Genomic DNA, 7,085 nt, shown 5'->3' on the forward strand with positions numbered 1-7,085 from the left:
CGCGCTCGGGCCCACCTATGAGGTGGCCTTCAACAACCTGGGCACCGGCCTTGACGGCTTGGACCGGCCGGACGAGGCCGCGCGCGTCTTCCAGCGTGCCCTGACCATTCAGCCGGACTATGGCAAGGCGCTGAACAATCTCGGCAACTCCCGTCGGGCCGCGCGCCGGGCGGAGGCCGCCGCGGCGCTGTACCGGCGGGCATTGATCGTCCAGCCCGACTATCCCGACAGCTACACCAACCTTGGCAACGTCCTCAAGGATTGGGACGACTGGAAGGGCGCGTTGCGCCTGCACCAGCGCGCGGTCCGTCTGGCGCCGCAGAGCGCCATCGCGCTGACCACCCTGGGTCTTGCCCTGAATATGCTGGGACGGAACCAGGAGGCGGAGGCCGCCCATCGGCGCGCGTTGTCCATCGACGCCGGGCATGCGGAAGCCTATTCCAACCTCGGCATGCTGCAATGGCAGTCGATGCGCGTGGCGGAGGCGGAGCGTACACTGCGCCGCGCCCTGCGCATCGATCCGGCCCTGGCCGCCGCACGGCTGAATTTCGCCCTGGTCAGCTTGGCGACGGGCAACCTTCAGGAGGGCTGGGACGCCTATCAGGATCGGTTCAAGGCCAAGGATTATCAGGAGCGCACCATCGCGGCGCCGCTCTGGAAGGATGATGGGGCCACCGTCTGCCGCCTTCTGGTCTGGCGCGAACAGGGGGTGGGGGACGAGCTGATGTTCGCCTCCTGCTATCCGGTCCTGGCGGATCGCGTGGCGGCGGGCCGGATCGGCCAAGTCATCCTGGAGTGCGACCGTCGGCTGGTCAGCCTGTTCAGCCGCTCCTTTCCCTGGGCCATCGTCCGGGCGGAAACCGCGGCTCCCGATGGGACGGAGACGTTGGTTCCTTCGGACGGTGACGCCCACATCGCCGCGGGTGCACTCCCACGCCTTGTGCGATCGGATCTGGCGAGCTTTCCGCCCCGTCCCTGGCTGGTGCCCGACCCGGGCCTCCTGGCCATGTGGCGGGAGCGGCTGGCCACCCTCGGGCCGGGCCTGAAGATCGGCATCGCCTGGCGCAGCCAGTTGATGACGACCGAACGGAAGGCCGCCTACGTCACACTGGAGGCATTCGCGCCCCTGTTCGCCGTGCCCGGTACAGTCCTCGTAAATCTTCAGTACGGCGACTGCGAGGCGGAGATCGCGGCGGCGGAAGCGCGTTTCGGCGTGACCATCCACCGTTGGGCCGACCTGAATCTCAAGGATGATTTCGAGGGTGCGGCGGCCTTGACCGCCTCGCTCGACCTCGTCATCGCGCCCGCCGTATCCACCGGCGAGCTGGCAGGAGCCTTGGGCGTGCCGGCCTGGCGCATCGGCGCCCGCGACTGGACCCAGCTCGGCACCGGCGTCCGCCCCTGGTACCCGACGATGCGCCTGTTTCAGCCCCGCCCCGGCGAGACGCTCGAGGCCGTCATGGCGCGCATCGCCCGGACCCTGCGCGATCTGGCGCAGCCCGTCGAGGCCGTGACGAGGCACTTGCCCGTGGACGCCGCGCCGATGATCGACGAGGCCATCGCCCGCTACCGCGCCGGGGCGTTGAGGGAGGCCGAAGAGCATTGCCGGACGGCGCTGGACGCCGCGCCGGAGCATCCCGTAGCCCTCCATCTCTTGGGAATTCTTCGGCTTCGCCAAGGCGATGCCGTGGATGCGGCAGCGGTCCTGTCCCTCGCGGTGAAGGCCGATCCCGGCAACGCCGCCGCCCATGCCGCACTGGCCGATGCCTGTCAGGCGACGGACCGGCACGATGCCGCTCTGGCGGCGCAGCGCAACGCCGTGCTGCTCCGTCCGGACGCGGTGGAGCATTGGCTCAACCGCACGGCCCTCCTGCGGGGGCGGGGCGACGGCAACGATGCCGAAGCCTGTGCCCGGCGTGCCCTGCGCATTCACCCGATGCTCGGCGTGGCTCACACCCATTTGGGGCACCTGCTCGCCGAGCGCCAGGATCGGGCGGGAGCGGAGAGGAGCCACCGGCGGGCGCTCGCCCTGACGCCGTCGGAGGCGGACGCGCTGGCGAGCCTCGGCGCACTCCTCCTGATGGCCGACCGGCCCGTGGAGGCGGAGCGGTTGCTGCACCGCGCCACCGTGATCGCACCGGACGCCGCGGCCGCCTGGAGTCACCGTGGCAGCGCGCTCGACCGGCTCGGTCGCGTCGACGAGGCGTTTGCCTGCCACAGCCGGGCGGTCGACCGCATACCGGAGTTGGCCGAGGCTCAGGCGAACCTCGCCCTGCATTGGGCGCGGCGGCGGCGCCCGGCCGAGGCCGTCGCGGCCTACCGCCAAGCGATCCGGATCAATCCGGCCCTGCCGACCGCTCATTACAATCTGTCGCTCCTGCTTTTGGAGCAGGGGGAGCTTCGCCCCGGATGGGCGGAGCATGAGTGGCGATTCGGCACCCCCCAGTTCCACGACCAGGATCGGCGCTTCGCCGCGCGACCCTGGCGCGGCGAGAACATCGCCCACGCCCGCCTGCTGGTCTGGCGGGAGCAGGGGGTGGGGGACGAAATCCTCTTCGCATCCTGCTATCCCGATCTGCTGCGCCGCGTCGGGCATCTGGTGGTCGAATGCGACCGCCGTCTGGTGTCGCTTTTTGCGCGTTCCCTTCCCGGTACAACGGTCCGCCCGCCGACCGTGGAGCCGCGCGACGTGGATGTGCAGATCGCCGCCGCGTCCCTGCCTCGGCTGCTGCGGCCCGAATGGAAGCGCTTCCTGGCCCGGCCCTGGCTGGTGCCCGAACCCGCACGCCTGGAACGCTGGCGTGAGCGGGTGGACGCGCTCGGCCCTGGCCTGAAGGTGGGTATTGCGTGGCGCAGCCAGATCATGGATGGGGAGCGCCGGGCCGCCTACGTTACGCTCGACGCCTTGGCGCCGCTGTTCGCCCTGCCGGGGGTGGTGTTCGTCAACCTGCAATACGGGGATTGCGCGGCGGAGATTGCCGCGGCGGAGGCGCGCTTCGGCGTGACCATCCACCGCTGGGACGATCTGGACCTGAAGGACGATTTCGAGGCCGCAGCGGCGCTGACCGCCAATCTGGATCTCGTCCTCTCGCCCGCCGTCTCCACCGGGGAACTGGCCGGAGCCCTCGGCGTGCCGGTGTGGCGGTTCGGGCACCGCGACTGGACGCAACTCGGCACCGGGGTTCGCCCCTGGTTCCCGTCGATGCGCCTGTTCCAACCCCGCCCCGGCGAAGGGCTGGACGCCGTCATGAACCGGATGGCCATGACCCTGCGCCGGCTGATGCCCACGAGCGACGAACCTCCGTCCGGCGGTCTCGCGGTTGATCCGGACACGCTGTTGGAGTCCGCCGCCGCCCATCACCGGGACGGTCGGCTGGCCGAAGCGGCTCCCCTGTACGAGCGCGTGCTGACGGCGCGGGCGGATCATCCGGTCGCTCTTCACTTGTCGGGATTGCTGGCGCACCAGTCCGGCGATTCCGCCGCGGGAGCGGCGCGCATCGCACGCGCCCTGGACGCGCTGCCCGCTTACGGGGCCGCCCAGTCGAGCCTGGGCAGCGTGCTGCTGGCGCTTGGCCGTGCGCCGGAGGCGGTGCGCCGGTTCCGGCTGGCGCTCGCCCTGCAACCCGCCGCGGCGGCGGTTCTGACCAACCTCGGCAACGCGCTGGAGGCGGCGCACGACCTGACCGCCGCCGCCTCGGCCCATCGGCGGGCGACGCTGGCCGACCCGGCGCTGGCCGAGGCGCACGACAATTGGGGCGCCGTGTTGACACGGCTCGGCGCATTGGACGCGGCCGAGGGGCGCCATCGCCACGCCCTGCGCCTGGCTCCGGACCGTGAGGCCGGTTGGATGAACCTCGGGGTGGCGTTGCGCCGGACGGGGCGGCTGGACGAGGCGCGGCGGGCTTTGGTGCGCGCGCTGGCCCTGGCGCCGGCGCAAGGGGATGGGCTGGCCAATCTGGGGCGGCTGCTGCGCGACCGGGGCGAGACCGCGGTGGCGCAGCGCTGGTGCCGCCGCGCTCTGGCGGTGGAACCGGGGCACCCGGCGGCGGCCTTCAATCTCGGGCTGTTGGATCTGGCCTGCGGCAGACTGGAATCAGGCTGGGCCGGCTATGACGCCCGCTTCCGTGCCCGCGAGCTGTCCGGTGCCGCCCGCGCCGTACCCGTGCCCGCCTGGGAAGGGGAGGACCCCGCCGGCTTGCGTCTGCTGGTCTGGGCGGAGCAGGGGATTGGTGACGAGATCCTGTTCGCCGGCTGTCTGGACGAGCTGATTGCGCGGGCCGCCGCGGTGGTGGTGGAGTGCGACCGGCGGCTGGTGCCGCTGTTCGCGCGGTCCTTTCCACGCGCGGATTGGCGCCCGTCCCCGGCTGACCCGGAAACGCCCTGCGCCGGCATCGACCGCCACGTCGCCATGGGATCCTTACCGCGCTGGCTGCGGCCCCGTTTCGACCGCTTCCCAGCGCGCCCGTCCTTCCTGACCGCCGACCCGGAGCGGGCCGCCTTCTGGCGGGAGCGGGTGGACGCGCTCGGCCCCGGCCTGAAGGTGGGAATCGCGTGGCGCAGCGGGCTGATGACCGCCGAACGCCGTGGGGCCTACGCGCCGCTGGATGCGTGGGGTCCGGTGTTTGCGCTGCCCGGCGTGGTCTTCGTCACCCTGCAATACGGCGACTGCGCCGCCGAGATCGCCGAGGCGGAGCGCCGGTTCGGGGTGACCATCCACCGTTGGGGCGATCTGGACCTCAAGGACGACCTGGACGGCGTGGCGGCGCTGATGACGGCCCTCGACCTCGTCGTCACGCCGGCGAGTTCGGTTGGGGAGTTGGCGGGTGCGCTGGGGGTGCCGGTCTGGCGGTTCGGGCCGCGGGGGGACTGGACGGCACTGGGCACCGGCGTCCGCCCCTGGTTCCCAAGCATGGCCTTGGTCCCGGCGCCTCCGGGGGAGCCGGCCGCCGCGGCCTTGCCGGCAATCGCGCGCCGTCTGGCCGCGCTTTGTTCCGCGGCTGAATCCGGCGGCGGGGACACCTGACAAAGAAAGCCGGGAGCGAACCGTCGGTCGCCCCCGACTTTGCGAATCTGATCGATCCGGATGGGTGCTAATTCACCCTGTGACTGGTTCTGGCCAAGCGATCAATTTCTTCCTTGAGGTGGAGCTTCTCAAGCTTCATCCGCTTGATGGCACTTTCGTCAGGCCACGAACGCTTTTCCTCGTCGAGGATGGCGCGGTCGAGACGCAGGTGCTTTTCCTGCAGGGAAGATAGGCGAGCATCAGTGTGCATGGGCTGCTCTCCGTCAGATCGAACCGGCTCCTGCCAAGTCCGGCAGGCCGGAAACCGTAGTGTTCACCCATCCGTGCCGCCAAACAACCCCAAACTTTTGTCCTAGTACTCCAAAGACGGGGGGTGACCGCCCCTTACGATGGGGAGTAGGACGATTCGCCGCATAGGCCCACCTTGTGCCGTTTGTTGCGGGTTTAGACCGAAAGGCGAAGTTTGGTTGTGCGGTCATACCCCGTCGGGGATGGGGTTCGGCACCATCCGGGCCAGCATCCGGGCGATCCGCCGGACCACGTCGGCGGAGGTCTCGCCGGGCTGAGGGGCGATCAGCCTTTGGGTGGGGAACCAAGGCCGCACCCCGCTGCCCATCCAGGTCCAATCCCGGCTTCCCAGCCGCCAGACCGGCACCCCCAGGGCGCCCGCCAGTTCCCCGGCGGCGGTGGCGGGCAGGATGACGAGGTCGAGCGCCGCCATCAGGGCAGCCACCCCCTCCAGGTCGTTCTTCAGGTCGAGATCGTCCCAGCGATGGACGCGCCGCACGTTGCCAGGCTCGATGGAGGCCAGTTCGGCGGTGCAGTCCCCGTATTGCAGGTTGACGACGCGGACGCCCGGCACCTCCAGCAGCGGCAGCCAGTCGGCGATGCGCGTGTAGGCGCCCTCGCGGTGCGCCGTGACGATCTGGCTGCGCCAGCTGATGCCCACCTTCAGACCGGGGCCGAGCGCGTCCACCCGCCCCCGCCAGAAGGCGGCCCGCTCCGGATCGGCGGTCAGGAAGGAGGGGCGGGCCGGGAAGCGCTCCAGCCGGTCGCGCCGCAGGGCGGGCAGGGAACCGGCGGCGATCTGCAGGTCGCAGTCCGGCGGGTCGAAGCGCTCCTTTCCGTCGGCGGTGACGGACTCCGCCCGCACGGTCGCCCAGGGGAAGGCGCGGGCGTAGAGGGACACCAGACGCGGATCGCACTCCAGGACCACGGTCCCGCCGCTGTCCTTCAGGTCGCCGAAGACGGAGGCGAACAGGATCTCGTCGCCTAGCCCCTGCTCCGGCCAGACCAGCAGGCGGCGCCCGTGCAGAGGTTCGCCGTTCCAGACCGGCAGCGCGATGCGGCGCGCCCGCTGAAGCTGGCGGGCGGAGAAACGCCGCCCGTAACCGGCCCAGCCGGTGGCGAGGTCACCGTCCGCCAGGGCCAGCAGCCCGACGTTCCAGGCGGCGAGCGGGAGGCCTGGGACGACCCGCAAGGCGCGGTCGAGAAAATGCCGGCAGAGGGCCGGCCGGTCCGCCATTTTGGCAAGGGTGCCCAGGTTGTTCAGGGTATCCGCGGAATCCGGCCGCAGGGTCAGCGCACGCCGGTAATGGCCTGCGGCGGCCTCGAATTGTCCTTCGATTTCGCAGACGTAGCCGAGGTTGGTGTGGGCCGCCGGGTTGGCCGGGGCGAGGCGGATCGACCGGCGGTGCCAGCGCTTGGCTTCGTCTGACCGGTCCGGCTGCTTCAGGCTCAGCCCCATGTGGGTCATCGCCTCGGGAAAGTCCGGGCGCAGCGCGATGGCGCGGCTGAAACAGCCATGGGCCAGGTCCGGGCGGTCCAAGGCCTGCCGGACCAGACCAAGATGGTTCCAGGCCGCGGGAAAATCGGGGTCGATCCGGAGCGCCGCCGTGATGTGTTCCTCCGCCTGCGCGTGATGGCCGAGCTGATGCTCGGTCAGGCCCAGAAGGTGGAGCGCGTCGCTGTGCCCGGGCAACAGATCGAGAACCGCGCGGTAGGCCGTCATCGCCTCGCCCAGCCGCCCGGACCGGTGCAGGGCGATGGCGTCGTTCAGCAG

At 71.0% G+C, this 7,085-nt stretch carries 3 protein-coding genes; 1 reads left to right on the forward strand and 2 read right to left on the reverse strand.

The features are described from left to right. The first annotated feature begins 22 nt into the window (after window positions 1–22). Window positions 23–5,023, forward strand: a complete 5,001-nt coding sequence (locus GBZ26_RS25050; protein ID WP_345772068.1) for a tetratricopeptide repeat protein — start codon at window positions 23–25, stop codon at window positions 5,021–5,023. Between the two features lie 67 nt (window positions 5,024–5,090). Here GBZ26_RS25050 and GBZ26_RS25055 read toward each other — a convergent pair whose 3' ends face one another. Both GBZ26_RS25055 and GBZ26_RS25060 read right to left on the reverse strand, forming a co-directional pair. Then, window positions 5,091–5,273 (reverse strand): YdcH family protein, encoded by a 183-nt coding sequence (locus GBZ26_RS25055; RefSeq protein ID WP_014198642.1) that lies wholly within the window; start codon window positions 5,271–5,273, stop codon window positions 5,091–5,093. Between the two features lie 225 nt (window positions 5,274–5,498). Continuing rightward, window positions 5,499–7,085: tetratricopeptide repeat protein (locus GBZ26_RS25060; RefSeq protein ID WP_174441165.1), on the reverse strand; the 1,587-nt coding region annotated here is incomplete at its 5' end.

Source organism: Azospirillum formosense, assembly GCF_013340925.1.
Taxonomy (GTDB): domain Bacteria; phylum Pseudomonadota; class Alphaproteobacteria; order Azospirillales; family Azospirillaceae; genus Azospirillum; species Azospirillum formosense.

Bases quoted from the DNA above. Each gene is read 5' to 3' on its own strand.
- GBZ26_RS25055 (WP_014198642.1), bottom strand. From the start codon at position 5,273: ATGCACACTGATGCTCGCCTATCTTCCCTGCAGGAAAAGCACCTGCGT.